Annotated in this window: 11 protein-coding genes and 2 pseudogenes; 1 reads left to right on the top strand and 12 read right to left on the bottom strand. The window is 49.8% G+C overall.

Annotated elements, in window-relative coordinates; all coding sequences use genetic code 11:
• From H503_RS12075 to H503_RS0111125, 10 genes and pseudogenes are all read right to left on the bottom strand, one after another.
• Positions 1–1,538: pseudogene (locus H503_RS12075) on the bottom strand (YadA-like family protein); the annotation flags it as partial.
• Positions 1,539–1,967: 429 nt separating this feature from the next.
• The gene (ttdB, locus tag H503_RS0111090; protein ID WP_009014753.1) at positions 1,968–2,585 is read right to left on the bottom strand and encodes a L(+)-tartrate dehydratase subunit beta; all 618 of its coding nucleotides are present in this window, start codon (positions 2,583–2,585) and stop codon (positions 1,968–1,970) included.
• On the bottom strand, positions 2,585–3,484 hold the full coding sequence (gene ttdA, locus H503_RS0111095) for a L(+)-tartrate dehydratase subunit alpha (protein ID WP_026385744.1): 900 nt from the start codon (positions 3,482–3,484) through the stop codon (positions 2,585–2,587). Before ttdA ends, ttdB begins: the two co-directional genes overlap by 1 nt.
• Positions 3,485–3,538: 54 nt before the next feature.
• The gene (locus H503_RS0111100) at positions 3,539–4,807 is read right to left on the bottom strand and encodes an SLC13 family permease (protein WP_014128359.1); all 1,269 of its coding nucleotides are present in this window, start codon (positions 4,805–4,807) and stop codon (positions 3,539–3,541) included.
• Between the two features lie 349 nt (positions 4,808–5,156).
• Positions 5,157–5,855, bottom strand: a complete 699-nt coding sequence (locus H503_RS12080) for a GntR family transcriptional regulator (RefSeq protein ID WP_367281722.1) — start codon at positions 5,853–5,855, stop codon at positions 5,157–5,159.
• Positions 5,856–5,924: 69 nt separating this feature from the next.
• Positions 5,925–6,131 (bottom strand): annotated as a pseudogene (locus tag H503_RS13020) (GntR family transcriptional regulator); the annotation flags it as partial.
• 90 nt (positions 6,132–6,221) lie between these two features.
• Complete coding sequence (gene lepA / locus H503_RS0111110) at positions 6,222–8,027, bottom strand: translation elongation factor 4 (RefSeq protein WP_014128358.1); 1,806 nt, start codon at positions 8,025–8,027, stop codon at positions 6,222–6,224.
• 177 nt (positions 8,028–8,204) lie between these two features.
• Positions 8,205–8,468, bottom strand: a complete 264-nt coding sequence (gene rpsT, locus H503_RS0111115; protein WP_009014758.1) for a 30S ribosomal protein S20 — start codon at positions 8,466–8,468, stop codon at positions 8,205–8,207.
• Positions 8,469–8,572: 104 nt separating this feature from the next.
• A complete protein-coding gene (locus H503_RS0111120) occupies positions 8,573–10,945 on the bottom strand; it encodes an endonuclease MutS2 (RefSeq protein WP_014128357.1) in 2,373 nt (790 codons plus the stop codon).
• Positions 10,945–13,410, bottom strand: coding sequence for a U32 family peptidase (locus H503_RS0111125; RefSeq protein ID WP_014128356.1), 2,466 nt, complete (start codon positions 13,408–13,410; stop codon positions 10,945–10,947). Before H503_RS0111125 ends, H503_RS0111120 begins: the two co-directional genes overlap by 1 nt.
• 229 nt (positions 13,411–13,639) lie before the next feature.
• Between H503_RS0111125 and H503_RS0111130 the strand changes: the two genes are divergently transcribed.
• Positions 13,640–15,739 carry a transglycosylase domain-containing protein gene (locus H503_RS0111130; RefSeq protein WP_016459587.1) on the top strand — a complete coding sequence of 700 codons (2,100 nt, stop codon included), beginning with the start codon at positions 13,640–13,642 and terminating at the stop codon, positions 15,737–15,739.
• Between the two features lie 209 nt (positions 15,740–15,948).
• Here the strand turns inward: H503_RS0111130 and H503_RS0111135 are convergent, their stop codons facing one another.
• On the bottom strand, positions 15,949–16,359 hold the full coding sequence (locus H503_RS0111135) for a (deoxy)nucleoside triphosphate pyrophosphohydrolase (RefSeq protein WP_009014762.1): 411 nt from the start codon (positions 16,357–16,359) through the stop codon (positions 15,949–15,951).
• A gap of 167 nt (positions 16,360–16,526) precedes the next feature.
• Positions 16,527–17,876, bottom strand: coding sequence for a butyryl-CoA:acetate CoA-transferase (locus tag H503_RS0111140; RefSeq protein WP_009014763.1), 1,350 nt, complete (start codon positions 17,874–17,876; stop codon positions 16,527–16,529).
• Positions 17,877–18,173: the final 297 nt, after the last annotated feature.

The following is an 18,173-nucleotide window of genomic DNA, read 5'->3' on the forward strand; positions in this document are numbered from 1 at the left end:
CCGTCAGCTGTAATATTGGAAAGATCTTTCAGGTTCCTAATATCTGTCGCGTTGCTCGCAATGTTCGACGTATTGGTGGAGATGTTGTCGGCATTACTCTTCACCTGTCCATCAAGGGCCAGAAGGTTATCACCCGTCGTGCTTGCCGTCTTGACATAGGTCCCATCAGATGAAGGCCGCACTTCGCTGTAGACCGTGCCGCCCGCCACAAGGTTCGCATCGCCGGAAGCAACAGCACCATCATTGTTGACGCTTATCTTGTAAGTGGCAGCCCCTGTCGTTTGGTCCGTTTCGCTTGCTACACTGATGCGATCGCCTGCCGAAACTTTTGTCAGCTGATCCATGGTTGCCGCATCGTGACCATCTTTACCGTATCCTACATTGACCAAGCGATTATAAAGGTTGCTGCTATAAGTCTGTTCCTTTACGGTTCCTCCCCCGTTCACTGTATACGATGTTTGATAATATTTATCACCTTTGTTATGTCCGACGGAAATGGTTCCTGCTTCCGTGGCCACGGCGCCTGCACCGATGGCAACCCCTTTTTCAACATTTGCTGACGCACCGATGCCAATTGCAACGGCATCTTTTGCCGTATCTGCGGTTGAAGCACCGCCAAGGGCAACAGAATATTGTCCTTGAGCAGCCCCTTTTTCTCCCCCTACCAAAACTGAATAGAGCCCACTTGCAGCATTAGACCAGCCGCCTAAAATGGCAGTCCCCGTTCCGGACACCGTATTGCTGGCCCCGCCATAAACAGAAGTCAGCGTACCTGCTGTCATATTATAGGTTCCGCCAAAAATGCCCGCCTGTCTTCCTCCAACGGTATTTTTTGTTCCCCCAATCAGAACGGACTGGTTAGCATTCCCTGAAGACTTGTTTACCGTTCCGCCAACAAATACAGTATCCGTTCCACTCGTCAGTTCGTGTTGATTCCCACCAATGATGATCCCGTTTGCCGCACCATTTTTATTATTTGAGCCTCCAATGATTGTACTGTTGGTGCCGCTTGCTGTATTGGTATTTCCGCCCATAATAGACGCATTTTCCCCTGAAGCCGTATTGGTGGAACCACTTACAACAATGGAGTTTCTCCCTGAAGCTATATTATTGGCGCCGCCCGTAACAACAGAATAAACGCCAGAGACCGTATTTCCCGATCCCCCTAAAACAACGGAATAATTTCCGCTGGCCGTATTGTATTGGCCGCCTAGGACCTGTCCGTATAGCGCAAGAGGTGCCGTTGCGGTTCCAATGCTGCCGCTATCAGTAACAAAGATTTGCCCTGCGTGGCCCCACCATGAATTGGTTGAATCAATGAAAGCATAGTATAGATCTCCCGTTGTTTGGGCAGTCGTACCGCCTGATGTCTTATAATCCATCGAGACCTGTTTTTCCGGCGTGATTTCCGCTGCGTACCCCACATTTCCCACAATCCTGCCTTGATTAAAAGGCAAAAGCGCGGTCACTCCCCATACGGTCATAGATGCCATGGTCAAGATAGCAATCTTTTTACGCAAGCTCATTGTCCCTCTCATCGGTCTCCTCCTTGTTTTCCTTCAGTCCCCCATGGTATTTTTCTCTTTTATCCATTTTTTCTCTTTTCAAATTGTAAAATAGGCATAATGAATCGTTTCGTAAACTAAGTTTGTTATTTACAGAATATTATGCGTTTTAATGATAACTAATTATTTTAGTTTCTTTTTTTATATTTATATCCTTATTCATGTCTCATCATTCTATAAGGAATTTTGTTATATGTCAATAATATTTTTTAAATAAAATAGATTCATAATATATATATTATTGGTAATCATAGTTAAAAATCGATTATATTCACAGAATACAACTTTCACTTTAAACGAATTACTCATTTAATTTATATATAAAAATCGGCCATTTTCTTACAAATTCGTAAGAAAATGGCCGATTGATTCAGAGACTTACTGAGTTAGGGAACGACCTGATTACTTTATGAACCCAACCTGCTTGCTGATTTCAGCATAGACCTGTTCCGCCGTTTTACGGTATTTCTTCTTATTTTCTTCAAAAAGGTTGTCCCCGTGAGTATCAATGGCGACAATCAAGGGCCCTAAGGTATCGACTTCACTGGTCCACAGGGTTTCCGGCATCCCCAGGTCTTCCCACTTACGGTCAATGATCTGCTTGAAATTGACAGCACTGACAACGGCGCAGCCAGCCGGAAAAACGCAGAAGATACAAGTATCTTCCTTACAGGCTTCCTGGGTTCCCTCCCCCATGCCGCCTTTACCGACAATCAACTTGACGCCCGTTTCCTTGATGAAGGCCTTTTCAAATTTTTCCATTCGCATGGAAGTCGTCGGTCCAATGGAGACCATTTCGAAGCGATCCTTTTCGCCGGCAATGGGGCGGACAATCGGCCCGGCATGGAAGATGGCCCCGCCTTTGAGGTCAACGGGAAGTTCTCTTTTTTCCTCGATGAGGCGGCGATGGGCAACGTCACGGCAGGTCGTAATGTGACCGGTCAGATAGACAATGTCACCGATTTTGAGGTTCTTGATGTCTTCGTCCTTGATGGGCGTATGAAGGATGATCTTAGCCATTAAAATTCAGCTCCTTTGTGGGTAGTAACAGTATAATGCAGATCCTTATCAAAGATGATGTGACCGCGGCGATGGTTCCAGCAGCCAATGTTCACGGCAACACCGATGGCCGATGGATGGCGGGCTGTATTGACGATATTGACGCCCAGTACAGAGGCCGATCCTGTCATACCCTGCGGGCCTAGGCCAATCTTATTGATGCCTTCTCCCAAGAGCCGTTCCATCTTGGCTGCCCGTTCGTTCGGGTTATGGGACCCGACAGGACGCATGAGGGCCAGTTTTGAATTAAGGGCCGCTGTTTCAACGCTGGTTGCAACACCAACACCAACGAGGAAAGGAGGGCAGGCATTCGGGCCATAGCTGACCATTCTTTCAAGGACAAATTTCGTAACGCCTTCATACCCCTCCCCTGGCATCAGGACCATGGCATGACCTGGAAGGGTGCAGCCACCGCCTGCCATATAGGTATAGATTTCGCAGGAATCAGAGTTTGGTTCAATGGACCAAAATACGGAAGGGGTTCCTTTACCGACATTTTTCCCCGTATTGTATTCGTCAAAGGTTTCTACACTGTTATGACGGAGCGGGGTCGTAACCGTCGTGCGGATCACGGCTTCACGCAGCAGTGCTTCCAAGTCGTCAATGAGAGGGAACTTGGTCCCGCATTTTACAAAGAACTGCAGCACGCCCGTATCCTGACAGGACGGACGGTCAAGCTTTTTGGCAAGCTCCATGTTCTTTTCATAGGTTTCATATAGCAGTTTGGCAATGGGTACGGTTTCCTTGGAAGCCAGTTCCTTTAATTTGTCTGCAACATCGTCCGGCAGGACCTTGGACGTATACCCGACAAACCGAGCCATGATATCGGTCATCTGTTCAACTTGTTCAGTGTGTGACATTTAAAAATTCCTCCTTATTAATAACTGCCTAGCTTGATATGGTTCATCATTTTCTCAAGGATAAAATGGGAAAATGAGGGGAAGCAAAATGAGACTGATAATAGCGGAAACCACAATCATCGGAAGGCCTGCCTTGACATAATCATTGAACGTATACCCACCTGGGGCAAAGACCATCATATTGGCCGGCATCCCGATAGGAGTGGCAAAAGCAAGGGACGCTCCAATGACGGTAGCGACGACAACGGCCTTGGGATCCGCCCCCATTCCGGCTGAGATATTGAGACTGATTGGTACGAGAAGGGCAGTCGTGGCAAAGTTGCTCATAAAGTTTGTCATGAGGGTCGCGAGGAGAAAGACCACCACGAGCAGAGCAAAGGGAGACGCGCTGGGTCCCAAGGCACTAATGACCGTGTCAGCAATCATCTTGCCGGCGCCTGTCTTTTGAAGGGCTTTGGCAAGGGCCAAGGTGCCGCCATAAACAAAGATGGTCTGCATATCAATGGAACGATAGGCCGCCTTTTCGCTGATAGCGCCGCAGGCCACAAGGACAACTGCACCGATGCAGCCGGAAAGATAGAACTTGATGCCAATCTGCTTTTCAAAGATCATGGCAAGAATGGTAAGGACCATGACAACCAAGGAAACCATTTGTTTCCATCGCGGCACATCGGAAAAGTCCTGCTCCTCATCATACATGGAATCTCCCATGTTCTTCGTTTTTTCCGGCAGGAAACGATACCCGACACAGGCAAAGAAGGCCGTACTGATCAGAAGAATAGGAAGACCGACAAAGCCATATTCAAAGAAACTGATTTCAACACCTACATTCTGAAGCGCGGCTTTTCCTAAAAGGTTGCCCGGAGCGCCGATAATGGAGAGGTTCCCGCCCATGGCAGCAGCAAAGATGAGGGGAAGGAGCAGGCGGGAACGGGAAAAACCAGATTTTGATGCCGTTCCAATGACGATTGGAATCAAGATAGCGGCCGTTCCTGTATTGGAAAGAAAGCCGCTCATGATGCCCGTCACAAGCATGACCGCAACAATGAGTTCCCGTTCCGTATGGGCGAATTTGGTGACGATGCCGCCCACCCGATTGGCCATACCGGTTTCAAAAAAGCAGCCCCCAATCACGAACATAGCAACAAAAAGGATCAGATTGTTATCGACAAAACCACCAAAGGCATCCTTGGGACTGAGGACTCCTGTAAGAACCAGGACAAGGAGCGCAATGATGGACGTAACCGCCAGTGGAATCTTTTCCCAAACAAACATAACAATAACAAATAAGAGCAGTGCCAACGTAATGGCAACGGGTGACATAGCAATTCCTCCCTTAGATAGAATTGGCGCCATTGGATACATTTTAAAATGTACATTTGTATTTTATATTTAATAAAGTATCCATTTCTTGATTAGACTATATTCCAAATTTGATATTTCGTCAAGAGAATCATAGAGTTTTCTGTTTTTTCCATACAATTAACGAAATGCTCTTACGAATATTATCTAATTAGTCGAGTTTTTATCAGGTGTTTTCCATTCTGCTCATAAAAAAAGAGACTTTCCGAAAATCACTTTGTGACTTTTGGAAAATCTCGTCTCTACGAGTGCGCCAACGCAGGCACTGCTATCCATTTTTGTTTGTTTATAAAATAGATATATCCATTTTTTATTTTTCTCCCCTTGTGACAAAGCTGCGGTAATTGGTGAGCACGTCTTCCATGCTGCGCTTCATATGGGCAACCATGAGCGCCCTCGCCCGCTTGCCGTCATGGGCCCGCAGGGCTTGCATGAGCTCATCGTGCTCTATGCTGGAAATCTTGGCATATTCCTCTTCGGTGACCAGATATCCCATGGATAGACCACTCCATAGATTGGCTGCAAGATGTTCCAATTTCTCATTGCCACAGGCTTTCCAAATGGCCATATGAAAGCTTTCGTTGTAGTCCTTATAAGCACTGTAATTTTTCTCCGCAAGGGATCGCTTCATATCTTTATAGACAGCTTCAATGCCGGAAATATCGGTCCCTTCCTGCGCTGCAAGATAAGCAGCTTCGCCTTCAAGGAGCGCGCGCACGGCATAGTGGTCACGAATGTTCTTAGTGCTCATGCCTAGAACAACGGCACCTTTATTGGGACGCAGCCGGACGAGTCCCTGGGAAGAAAGCAGCTGCAGAGCTTCCCGCACAGGGGTGACGGATACACCCATCCTGCGGGCCGTTTCTTCCAAAGTCAGGACCGTTCCCGTCTCGATTTCCTTACGGAAAATAGCCTTGCGCAAATAGGAGGCGACCTGTTCCCGCGCGGGCAAGAGATTGATAGGCTGGATGGCCGTATTTTTGAGCGGTTCTTTTATTTTTTCCTGCATGGGTAGATCCAAGCCATCAGGGGAACCTTTTTTTCCCCGCACAATGATGTGGCGGTTGGAAAGCTTTTCGGCATAACCTTCTGCCACGAGACGATTCAAAGCCTCTCTTACAGGCATCCGAGAAACACCAAAGGATTTGGCCAGTTCCACCTGTTTCAATTCTTCACCAGCCGAAAGGATTCCCTTTTTGATTTTTTCTGAAAGGACCGAGAAGATTAGGTCCTGCGAGCTTACTTTTCCCTTAAGGAGAGCGTTTTCTTTCTTGTCAGCCTTCATGACAAAGGCCCCCTTCTTTGCTTTTTATGAAAAAAGAACTGTCCGCCAGTCTAGGTAAAGAAAGGACAATCCCCGCAAGCAAGGAAATGCTTACTTTTCATCCATTTTAAGGATGGCCATGAAGGCTTCTTGGGGCAGTTCCACGGAGCCAACCTGTTTCATCCGTTTCTTCCCGGCCTTTTGTTTTTCAAGAAGTTTACGTTTACGCGTAATATCACCGCCATAGCATTTGGCAAGAACGTCCTTTCTCAGGGCACTGACGTTCTCACGGGCAATGATCTTGCTTCCGATTGCGGCCTGGATGGGGATTTCAAAAAGCTGCCGGGGAATGATCTTGCGCAATTTTTCCACAAGGGCGCGGCCCCGTACTTGGGCGCGGTCCCGATGGACAATGGCCGACAACGCGTCGACAGGATCCCCATTTAGGAGGATATCGACTTTGACCATATCGCTGGGCCGATATCCCGACAGTTCATAGTCAAGGGAGGCATAACCGCGGGATACGGATTTCAAGCGGTCAAAATAATCAAAGATGATTTCACTTAAAGGCAGGCTGTAGTGGAGCATGACCCGGTTTTCATCAAGATAGGTCATATTGGCATATTCCCCACGTTTTTCTTGGGACAGTTCCATTACAGGTCCCACATATTCCTTGGGAACGATGATGGTGGCATTGACAAAAGGTTCTTCTACATGGTCGATGACAGTCTGGGGCGGGAAAAGGGAGGGATTGTCCACCATTTCCACATCCCCATTTGTCCGGACAACTTCGTAGATGACGTTGGGCGCGGTTGTTATCAAGGCAAGGTTATATTCCCTTTCCAAACGCTCCTTGATGACATCCATATGAAGGAGTCCCAAAAAGCCGCAGCGGAAACCAAACCCCAGGGCGGAGGAAGTTTCCGGCTCAAACATGAGGGAAGCGTCGTTGAGCTGCAGTTTTTCCAGGGCATCGCGGAGATTGTCATAATCGGAATTTTCCACAGGATAAAGGCCGCAGTACACCATGGGGGTAGCCTTGCGATAACCAGGCAGGGCCTGGGCAGCGGGATGATTTTCATCCGTAATGGTATCCCCCACCCGCGCATCGCGGACGTTCTTGATGGACGCGGCAAGGAAACCGACCATGCCTTCCCCCAGTTCCTCGACATTGACGAGGGCCGGTTTGAAGACACCCACTTCCGTGACTTCATAGACCTTCCCTGTTGCCATGAGACGAATGGTCATGCCCTTTTTAAGGCAGCCATTGACCACACGCAAGTAGAGCATGACCCCTTTATACGAGTCAAATTTGGAGTCAAAGATGAGCGCCTGCAGCGGAGCTGCATCGTCCCCTTGGGGGGCCGGAATGCGGTTAACGACAGCCTCTAGGACCTCATCGATGCCAAGGCCCGTTTTGGCTGAGCAAAGAATCGATTCCGCCCCATCAATACCCAGGACATCCTCCACTTCCTTGATGACCCGGCAAGGATCAGCACTGGGAAGATCCACCTTGTTGATGACCGGGATGATTTCAAGGTCATGTTCCATTGCAAGGTAAACGTTGGCCAGGGTCTGCGCTTCAATGCCCTGGGTCGCATCGATGACAAGGAGTGCGCCTTCACAGGCAGCAAGGGCTCGGGAAACCTCGTAGTTGAAGTCGACATGGCCCGGGGTGTCAATGAGGTTCAAGATGTAATCATTGCCGTCTTTGGCATGGTAATCAAGCTGGACAGCCTGGTCCTTGATGGTGATGCCCCGCTCCCGTTCAAGGGACATATTGTCAAGGATCTGGTCTTCCATTTCTCGCTTGGAAAGGGTTCCCGTCTTTTCGATGAGGCGGTCGGCAAGCGTGGATTTTCCATGATCGATATGGGCAATGATGGAAAAATTCCGGATTCTATGGGTCTGTGCCATGGATTGATTCTACCTCCAAGATTTCAGTAAGCTAAAAACACCGCGCGGCGTAAGCCGCGTGGGGGTTATTTTTCATTATAGCATGAAGGATGGCTCCTTGTAAAAAGCCGCTCCTGAAAAAGCTTCCATATAGCAAAAAGACTGGCAGCCGAATGGCTGTCAGTCTTTTGGACTGTCTTATTTGACTGCGTTGACTTTCTTGGCTAAACGGGACTTTTTGCGAGCAGCAGCAAATTTGTTCACCGTACCCTTGCGGGCAGCTTTATCGAGTAAGCTTGCAGCGGTCTTAAGAGCGGCCTGAGCCTCATCCTTGGAACCAGCAGCAGCAAAAGCTTCAACCTTACGTGCAGTACTGCGGATTTCCGCCTTGACGGGGCCATTGGCAGCGCGGCGCTCAGCATCAGTCTTGACGCTACGAACGGAAGACTTAATATTCGGCATGTTTTCACCTCCACCAATTAGCTTTACCGAAACATTTTATCATTAATAGATATAAAAGGCAAGGAGTTTTTCCATAAGGCTCCTGTATGGGCCGGATGGTTCCCCTATTTGACGTACACGATGGTCGCTCCAAAACCGCCTTCGTTAAGAGGTGCCATTTCCGTTTTTTTCACATTAGGATGCTGCTTGAGATAGTCCAACAGTCCTTTGCGAAGCATGCCCGTGCCCTTTCCATGAACCAAGCGGAAGCGGTCCATGCCGGCAAGCAATGCATCATCAATGGCCTTGTCCACGTCAGGGATGGCTTCATCCACGGTTTTCCCCCGTACATCGGTCTGTACAGACGTGTCCTGGGCCTTTTTGACAAAGAACTCATGACGGCTGCCGGAACTTTTCTTAAGCGTCCGGTGCGTTTTTTGCGGCGAAACTGGCTGGGCCTTTGTGAGAATACAATCCTTCATGGACACATTCATCTTCATGACACCAATAGCAACCGTCACATCACGGCCATTGACAGCCGTAATCTTTCCTTCCTGGCCCAAGGTCTTGACAAAGACCACCTTGCCAACAGCCGCATTGCCGCTTGTAAGGCCCTGCCCTTCCGGCTCCGTGCGACCCGAAATGGAAAAATTCTTACTAAGGGCCTTGCGGCTCATCTCAGCCAGCCGTTCGACTTTGGCACTTTCCACAAGATTCTGCTGGGCCCGCAGTTCCTTTAGGATGCCTTGGCTTTCACGGCGAGCATTGCGATAAAGCTCATCTGCGTCTTCCCGTGCCTTGCGAAGGATGTCATTTCGACTCTTTTCAAGGCGGGTCTTTTCTGCTTTCAGCTGGTTGCGGAGAATTTCCGTTTCCCGCCGCAGCGTCTCAATTTCATCCTTGCGGCTTTCATATTCCCGCCTCTCTCCTTCAAGGTTCTGAAGCACCCGTTCCATATTGCTGTGCCGCTCATTGATAAAGGTCCGTGCCTCATCAAGGATGTCTTCAGGAAGACCTAAACGGCGGCTGATATAAAAGGCGTTGCTGCTTCCCGGGACCCCCATGAGAAGACGGTAGGTCGGGCGCAGCGTTTCCGGATCGAATTCAACGCTGGCGTTCTGCATGCCTTCATGTTCATAGGCAAAGGTCTTGAGCTCGCTGTAATGCGTTGTCATGATCGTAAGGACATGGGCCTTGTAAAAATGCTCAATCATGGCCATGGCAAGGGCTGCCCCTTCTGTCGGATCGGTCCCGACACAGACTTCATCGACAAGGACCAGATCGCGATCCGTGGCTTCCCTTATAATGGAAATCATGTTCTTCATATGACCGGAAAAAGTGGACAGGCTCTGTTCAATGCTCTGTTCATCGCCAATATCGGCGTAAACCCCGGAAAACACAGGAAAAATTGCTTCTTCAGCAGGAAGAAAGAGCCCCGCCTGGGCCATGAGGGCAAAAAGGCCGACGGTCTTTAAGGCGACAGTCTTGCCGCCCGTATTAGGTCCCGTAATGAGGAGCGTCGTGAAGTCCTGCCCCAGCTCAATATCAAGGGGTACAATAGATTCCTGTTCCAAAAGGGGATGGCGGCCCTTGACAATACGCAGATGATGATCAAGGACCATCATGGGACGCCGCGCCCCAAGCGCCTCGGCATAGAGGGCCTTGGCCGAAATAAGGTCCACTTGGGCCACAACGGCAAGACTCTCAAGGATATGGTCTGCTTCAGCCCCTACATGGCTTGTCAACGTTCGCAGGATGCGTTCTACTTCCGCCTTTTCTTCAAGGACATACTTCTTGATGTCATTATTGAGGTTAACAACGGCCATAGGCTCAATAAAGAGCGTTGCCCCGCTTGACGACTGGTCATGGACAATGCCGGGAAAATTGAGGCGATATTCCTGCTTGATGGGGATGACATACCGATCCTCACGCATGGTGACGAGGGCATCTTGAAAATATTTCTGGTTGTTTGGGTCATGCAGGAGGTCGGAAAGCTTATCCTTTACCCGGTTGCGGGCAACGAGGATGCCCGTCCGAAGGCCTGAGAGCTTCACAGAGGCCGTATCCTTGATATTGCCTTTTTCATCAAGGACGCTGGAAAGCTGCTTAGAAAGGCGCGAGAAATCATGGAGCTCATCGCTGTAACGCACAAGGGCTGGTGCCGTCTCGCTGACTTCCTTAAGGAATGCCTTAAGGTCCAGCATCCCCGAAATGGCATCCTGGATGGCCTTGAATTCTTCCGGATCAAGAAGGCTGCCAACACGGGTACGTTTCACCAATCCGGAAATATCGGTAATCCCCCCTAAGGGGATACGTCGTCCTTCATCTAGGATGCGGACCGCTTCCGCAGTTTCTTCCTGAGAAAGCTTGACCTCCTCAAAGCGGGAAGAACTCATCAGTTCCATGGCAAGACGCTGCCCCATGGCCGTACCGGCGTACTGGCTAAGCTTTTCCCTGACTTTGGTAAATTCCAAGGTATTGATTGCAAATTTTGCCATTATAAGACACCTCTAAAATAGTGGCCCCGCGTGGTTCCCGGTTCATTTTCCTCGACAAGGGTCACCCCGTCAAGAACGCCCCGGTACATGGCGGTCAGGACGCCGGTCTCTTCGACAGAAGCATTCCGGGCGTCAAACCGCAGCCGGGCAAGACCCATCTTCTCCATTTTCTTTGCATGGGCCAGCATGGAAAGGCGCTGCCCATTGAGGATATGCATCCGGCCAAATTGGTCCTGTTTCAACGGGAAACGGACTTTCTTCCGGTCCTCGAGAAAACCTGCTTCCTTGCAGTGATAATCGCAGTGGCCCTGGTCAAGATGGCCAAGGAAGCTGCCCTCTACGCAATATTCAGAGACCATCATTTCAAGGGAGCCTTCGGCAAGGCACTCCAAGGGCAGGTTTGATTTTCTTGCAAGGCCCTCGACCTGGGAGAGAGTAAGTTCCGGAGACAGCGTGATGCCCTCAGCACCAAGCTCCTGCCAGAAAAGGATACTCTGGCTATTAAATGTATTTTGGTCCCAATCAACCCACAAAGGAAGCCCCTGGGCAAGGACCTTTTCCACAAGGCCGTTATTGCTCACGACGATACCGTCAGGCGACAGGGCCTGCCAACGAGGAAGGACCTGATCATAGTAGGAAAGCTGTCCTTCGGAAACAACACGGCTCGTGCCGATATACCACTTCTTTCCCTTTTCCCGGACCCAGTGACCAAGGGTCTCGAGGTCTTTCAGCGTCAAAAGAGGCAGGGTAAAACTATCGCCGCCAACAATAAGGACGTCGGCGCCGCCTGAAAGGGCAGCTTTGGCCTTGTCCAAGGTATCGACATGGACGGACAGTTCAGCATGGCGACGCAGGGAATGATTGACTGGCTGGGACAGATAGCGGTCGTGCCACTGGACTTTTTGGCGGGGCGGACAAAACTCCTCAAGGCGCGCTTTCGTGAGGGCTTCTACAGAAAGACGGCGCGCTTCATTGATCTCACTCATGGGAACCATGACATTGTCGTCACACGTAAGGAGCAAGCTCCCCAAGGAAAATTCCGTGTTGCCCAGACGGTCCACCTGTTTGCGTACCACGGTTTCATCAAGGGCATGCTTGCGGGCTCTTTCCACGATAAAACGGGTCTGCGCTGTCCCTGTATGCCCTTCATCATCTGTGGCCGTTATGGTCATGGGCTCACCGAGGGCAGCTGTCACATAAAAGGACAGGGGAATACGTTTTTTATGGTCTGGACCAAAGAAGCTTTCAGCATAGGTCATGAGTTCGTGATCATTTGTCCGGAAGACGCGGTCGTTGAGACGGATGCCCCGAGGCACGGAAATGGTGACCTTCTCACCGACTTCGGCTACATCACGGTTCTTGCCATTGACCGTCATGGAATCGACAGTCGTTCCCACGCGGCCGCCGACGCTCACCCAAAATTCCAGGCCGTCGCCCAAATGTAGGGTCCGTTCGAGCTTGACCGTTCCTTCCGTGTGATCTTTATTCAAAGAAACAACCCGGCCCAGAAGGATGCCGCGGTTATTAGGGCGGCGGTCGCTCATCATGGTGCGGCCCGGCTTTTTCTCAAGGTAGGCCGTCGTAAAATCACGGTTGAAGATCTGTTCAATGTGTTCACGATCTTTTTCAGGGACAACGTACTTGCCTGTGAAATAGCGGTCAATGGCGCGGCGGTAGATATCTGTCACGACGGCCACGTATTCAGGCCGTTTCATGCGCCCTTCGATTTTAAAGGACCGAACGCCGGTTTCGATGAGTTGGGGGAGGATGTCAAGGGTGTTCATATCCTTTGGACTCAAGAGATACTGACCGGCATCAGCGTTTTGGAGCATGTCCTTTCCCTCCTTGTTGACCAAGGTATAGGGCATGCGGCAGGTCTGGGCACAGCGGCCCCGGTTTCCGCTGCGGCTGCCGATGAGGCTTGACATAAGGCACTGACCGGAATAACAGATGCAGAGTGCGCCATGCATGAACGTCTCGATCTCACCAGGCGTCTTTTGACAGATTGTTTTTAAGTCCTTTAAGGTGGTTTCCCTAGCCATGACAGAACGGGGCATACCCTGATGGTAGGCAAAGATGGCACCAGCGGAATTGGTAATGGTCATCTGCGTACTGGCATGCAGTTCCAGTTCAGGTACCGTGCGGCGGCAAAGCCGGATGATGCCAAGATCCTGGACAATAATGCCATCAACACCGATATTGCTGAGGAACGTGACATAGTCCCCCAGCGCCTTCATTTCCTCATCAGTGACAAGGGTATTGACCGTGACATAGATACGAACATGGTGCAGGTGAGCAAAAGTGATGGCCCGCTGCAGTTCTTCAGGGCCAAAATTTTCGGCATAGGCCCGAGCGCCAAAAGCAGAGCCACCCAGATAAACCGCATCGGCACCGGCAAAAACAGCCGCCTCAAGGGCCTCCCAGGTCCCAGCCGGGGCCAAAAGTTCAACATCTTCTCGTCTCATGAAAATCTCCTTATATATAGAAAGAAAATAGCATAACAGAATTTTGAACTTACATTATATCATATTGAAAGTCCCAAAAGAAGAAGGACCTACCCTCCCTTCCCCTTTCGAGGGCCACAAGGCATGCGAATTCGGAAAGAATTTCTATTGCAGTCCGTCAAGTTGTGATATAATACGGTTAGCTATTTGCTTTTTCCATCAGATCAATCTAGAAACAGGAGCTGACACAATGACGTATAAAGGAAAAAGAAACTGGAGGAATCTCCTCAAGCCCCGAAACCCTCGGGAAAAGAAAAAATTAGGAGGCATGATTCTTTCGGCTGTCCTTGCCCTGATCCTTGTAGGGTTCATTTCCCTCACGGCTTTCTTTGCCCTGGCAAAGTTCACAACAGCCAAGATTATGTCAAAAGATATGGTGCCCATGGCGTCGTCCCAGTTCTATGACATCAATGGCGACCTGATTTCGACCGTTGATTCCGAAGAAGACCGTATCCCCGTTTCCATCAGTAAGGTACCTAAAAACCTGCAGAACGCGTTCCTTGCAGCTGAAGACATCCGCTTTTACCAACACGGCGGAATTGACTTCAAAGGGATTGCCCGCGCCATCTACACCTACATTCGTTATGATGAGGTCCAAGGCGGCAGTACCATTACCCAGCAGCTGGCCAAAAACTACTTCCTTACGCAGGAACGGACGCTGACGCGAAAGATCCACGAAGCCTTCATTGCACTCCAGATTGAACAGAAGTACACCAAAAAGGAAATTCTGGAAATGTACATGAACCAGATTTACTTCGGTCAAGGGGCCTACGGGGTCGAAACGGCAGCCAATACCTACTTTGGGAAACATGTTGAAGATTTGGATCTTGCCGAGGCCGCTATGATTGCCGGCATCCCCAAGAGCCCGAACTACTACAACCCGAAAGCCAATCCGAAGGCAGCCAAGGCCCGTCAGGAAACAGTCCTCAGCCAGATGGAAAAGTATAATTTCATTACGCCGGAAGAGCACAAAAAAGCAAGTGAGGAAAAGCTCGAATATAAGAGCCTGACTTCAAATCCCGGCTCCAAGAGCTATTTCATCGACTACTGCATCCAGATCCTCATTGATAAATTTGGTCCTGATGCCGTCTATAAGCAAGGGCTCAAGGTTTACACCTCCCTTGACCCGACCATGCAGAAAGCCGCCGAACGGGCCGCTGCCCTGACGCCGACCTACTACACGGACAACAATAAGCTCAAGCAGCCTCAGTCAGCCATCGTGGCAATCGATCCGAAGACAGGATACATCAAGGCCATGATCGGCGGCCGCGGGACGGACCAATTCAACCGGGCCGTCATGGCAGAGCGCCAGCCAGGTTCCGCTTTCAAGCCCTTTGTTTACCTTAATGCCCTGGAGCATGGCGCCACGCCAAATGATATTGTCGATGACTCCCCGATTCCTGGCAGCTGGAACCCGCAGAACTATGACCGCCGCTTCCACGGCAAGATGACCTACCGTCGGGCCCTCACCTATTCGTACAACATTCCAGCCATCAAGATCAGTGAAAAATACGGCAACAGTAATGTCTTGAAGCTTGCCAAGAAAATGGGCATCACGACCCTTGTGGAAGATGGACCCCAGTCCGATGACAACTCAGCCATGGCCTTGGGCGGCCTCACCCACGGCGTCACGCCCCTTGAAATGGCCGGTGCCTATGGTGCCATTGCCAACATGGGGAAATTCAACAAACCGACACCGATCGTCAAGATTGTGGACCGGAACGGCAAGACCATCTATGAACACAAAGCAGATCCTGTTACCGTAGCTAAACCGAGCAGCGTCTATATGCTGATCAGCATGATGGAGGATGTCATGACCCGCGGTACCGGGCGCGGTGCTGCCATCAGCCGGCCTTCTGCCGGCAAGACGGGGACCACGAGTGAATACCGCGATGCTTGGTTCGTTGGCTTTACACCGAATCTGGCCGCTGCCGTCTGGATCGGCGACGACAACAATGATTCCTTAGGCGGGATGACGGGCGGCGGTGAACCGGCCACCTTGTGGCGGACCTTTATGACTTATGCCGTCGAAGAACTGCCTGTGGAAGATTTTGAGCGTCCCAGCGGCTTCAAGGAACCGGTTCGGGTAAGTGAACCCAACGATGACAAAAAAGCCGAAGAAGATAAGAAAAAGAAAGAGGCAGAAGAAAAGAAAAAGAAAGCAGCCGATGAAAAGAAGGAAGCGCAGGATGCCAAACCTTCTGAAAGCGGCTCCAAGGCCTCTTCCAGAGAGTCGTCAGCGCCTAGGAGCAGCATTGCTCCCCCGCCTGTCAGACCGCCAAAACAATGAAACCGTGAAAAAGCTGCAGGATTTGACCCTGCAGCTTTTTTATAGGAACATGGAAAAGGCTTCCCCCTCTTTTTGACTGTCAACGAAAGTTTTATTTTCAACAAGAAAACGCATCCCTTCAAACAAACGCCTTATTTGAAGGGATGCGCTTTTTGATTTCATGGACTTTTGCCTGCACCATCCATGTATTTGCGTCCTTTGCGTTTAGGTTACATGATTTTTCTTTCCGCTTCCTTGAAGAAGGTCTTAACGGCTTCCACGACCTTTTTATCGGCTTCCATCCAGTCCATCTTATTGAAGTCGCGCCAAGTGAGCCATTCGGCATTTTCATGTTCCAATAGCTTCAGGGCATGGGGATCGACGCTGCAAAGGTAGCAGTCCATCACCAGATGGAATTCGGGATAATCATATTCAACGGTCGTAAGCCGTTTTCCCACCGAGATATCGGCAGCCAGTTCTTCCTTGATTTCACGGACAAGGGCCTTTTCCGGAGTTTCTCCAGCTTCCACTTTGCCGCCGGGGAACTCCCATTTATCCTTAAATTCGCCGTATCCACGCTGGGTCGCATAGACACGGTCGCCGCGGATCATGACCGCAGCCGCTACATGAACGGTTTTCATTGATGGATCCTCCTTAAATGGGAAACAAATTGCAAGGATAAATTCCTACGCTTTTTCTATTGTACCATACAGCGTATGGGAAGGAAACCGGAGTGAACACGTCTTTTCCCTTACGAACCGCCCAAAAAGGGCCGTGAAGGTTCTCACGGCCCTTTTCCCATAGCTTATCAGCGTTTGTTGGAATTTCTCCAAATCCCGATGCTTTCAGCATCTTTAATCAGTTTTTCACGGACATCCGGATGGGCTACGGAAATCAATTTTTCTGCACGCTGCCACGTGGTCATACCTTTGAGATTGACAATCCCGTATTCCGTGACAAAGTAGTTGAGGTTCGTTCTCGTTGCCGTAATGGCATCGCCAGGGGTTAAAGTCGGAACGATACGGCTCTTGATTTCCCCATCATGCCCCTTAAAGGCAGAGGAGCAGCAAAGGAAGCTCTTACCGCCCTTGGACAGATAAGCTCCCAACATGAAGTCAAGCTGTCCGCCAGCACCGCTGATATGTCTGTGCCCAACCGATTCAGAAGCCACCTGACCGGTCAGGTCCACTTCGATGCAGTTATTGATGGACATGAAGTTGTCAATCTGGGCAATGACACGGGCATCATTGACGTAATCAACCGGGGCAGCCATAATGGCAGGGTTATTGTCTACATAATCATAAAGTTTCTTTGTGCCAGCTGCGAAGGTAAAGACCTGACGGCCCTTGTCAATGTTCTTCTGCGCGCAGGTCAGCTTGCCGGCATTAGCAATATCAACAAACCCATCAACATACATTTCCGTATGAACGGAAAGATCCTTGAGGTCGCTCTTGGCAATCATGGCGCCGACAGCATTCGGCATGCCGCCAATTCCCAGCTGCAGGCAGGCACCATTCGGGATTTCCGGAACAATGAGCTTAGCAACCGCTTCATCGATTTCACTGGGGGCACCGCTCGGCAAATCAGCCATAGGAATGCCTTCATTTTCAACAATGAGGTCAACATCATCAATATGGACGCTGACTTCCGTACCGCCTAAGACGACTGGCATCAGGGGGTTGACTTCTACTACAACTTTTTCAGAGACTTCAATCACGGCCGCGATATCGGATGCGGAAAGGCCGAAATTAAAATACCCATGTTTATCCATAGGAGCCACTTGGATGAACGTGACATCGACATGTTTGATGTTGTCACGGTAATTGCGGGGCAGTTCAGAAAAACGCAGCGGCGCATAGTAGCCAATTCCGTTATCCGTGAGTTTTCTTTCATAACCGCTTGCATGCCAGGAATTCCAGCACATCTGTTCCTTGGCATTAGGAATCTTGGCTACTTCCGGCATCCAGAGTGCGACACCGCCGCGGAACTTAAGATCCGTCAGGCTTGGTTCCTTGATCATCCGTTCAGCCAGGGCCTTATCCAGCACGCGGGGATGATTGGCGCACCACCCATAGTCTACCCAGTCACCGCTTTTTACGATTTTAACGGCTTCTTCAGGCGTCGTGAGTTTCTTTGCGTATTCCTTTTCGTAATTCATGACGTTAACATCCTCCCTATTTTCTATACACCCCGAATCCCATGGGCAGGATCCCTCTCCAACTTAAGGACGATGGGATAATTTTCCCCTCGAAAAGGCCCCCAAGGGGCACTTATGGAAATCAGGTTTATTTACGTCTCTATTATATCTCATTTTAAAGATTTATGTGAAAAATTCGCTAATTTAGACTAAATTCTCAATGATAACTATTTCTATAAAGAAATTATTGTGTGTTTCATACTTATCTGACTCATTTTTTCCCCACGGGAAAAAGGTCCCCCCCCTTCAAGCAGAAGG

It is taken from the genome of Acidaminococcus intestini DSM 21505, from assembly GCF_000425045.1.
GTDB lineage: Bacteria > Bacillota > Negativicutes > Acidaminococcales > Acidaminococcaceae > Acidaminococcus > Acidaminococcus intestini.